This is a genomic window from Modestobacter versicolor, from assembly GCF_041028285.1.
GTDB lineage: Bacteria > Actinomycetota > Actinomycetes > Mycobacteriales > Geodermatophilaceae > Modestobacter > Modestobacter versicolor_A.
Map to the genome: position 1 here is coordinate 1 of NZ_JABGDB010000070.1, position 501 is coordinate 501.

The 501-nt window shown below is 41.3% G+C and carries 1 protein-coding gene; it reads left to right on the forward strand.

The genetic code is table 11. The features are described 5' to 3' along the window. Positions 1-313: 313 nt before the first annotated feature. On the forward strand, positions 314-501 hold a 188-nt coding region (locus tag HL054_RS22295; protein ID WP_369141318.1), incomplete at its 3' end, for a hypothetical protein.

Below are 501 nucleotides of genomic sequence, written 5' to 3' on the forward strand. Positions count from 1 at the left end.
CTGGTGCTGCCGCTTGAAAACAAGAACGGTAAGATTGAGGAATATGGTTTCGGGACAGAAGGGAGAGACGTACTTTGGCAAAACGGAATTGACTATGGAATGATAATGGTTGATGAGAGAAATGAAAAACTTGTCGAATGACTTAAGAATGTTCCCAAGACATACAACACCAAAGGTGAAGTCAAGAGGGACACTTCCGGAAAGTGAAGCAAACGCCTAAAAGACATTTCAAACAGCGGTGAGTACGCGTGGTGAAGTGTACGTATGAAACTCCATTACATGATTGAGGAAGAGGCGGAAATATAATATGAAATTGAAAGAATTTGAAAAGATTGAAATAGTTGAAAGGTTTCCGCAAGGTGACAATTTCAAACACGGTGTGCTTTACTACAATAAGGTGATAAGGATGCTTAAGTATTTCTGCCCGTGCGGAAAATGTGAGCAGAAAGAAGCTTTGGCGATAGCGGACACGTTTGACAGGGCACAAAGATTATGGTCTCT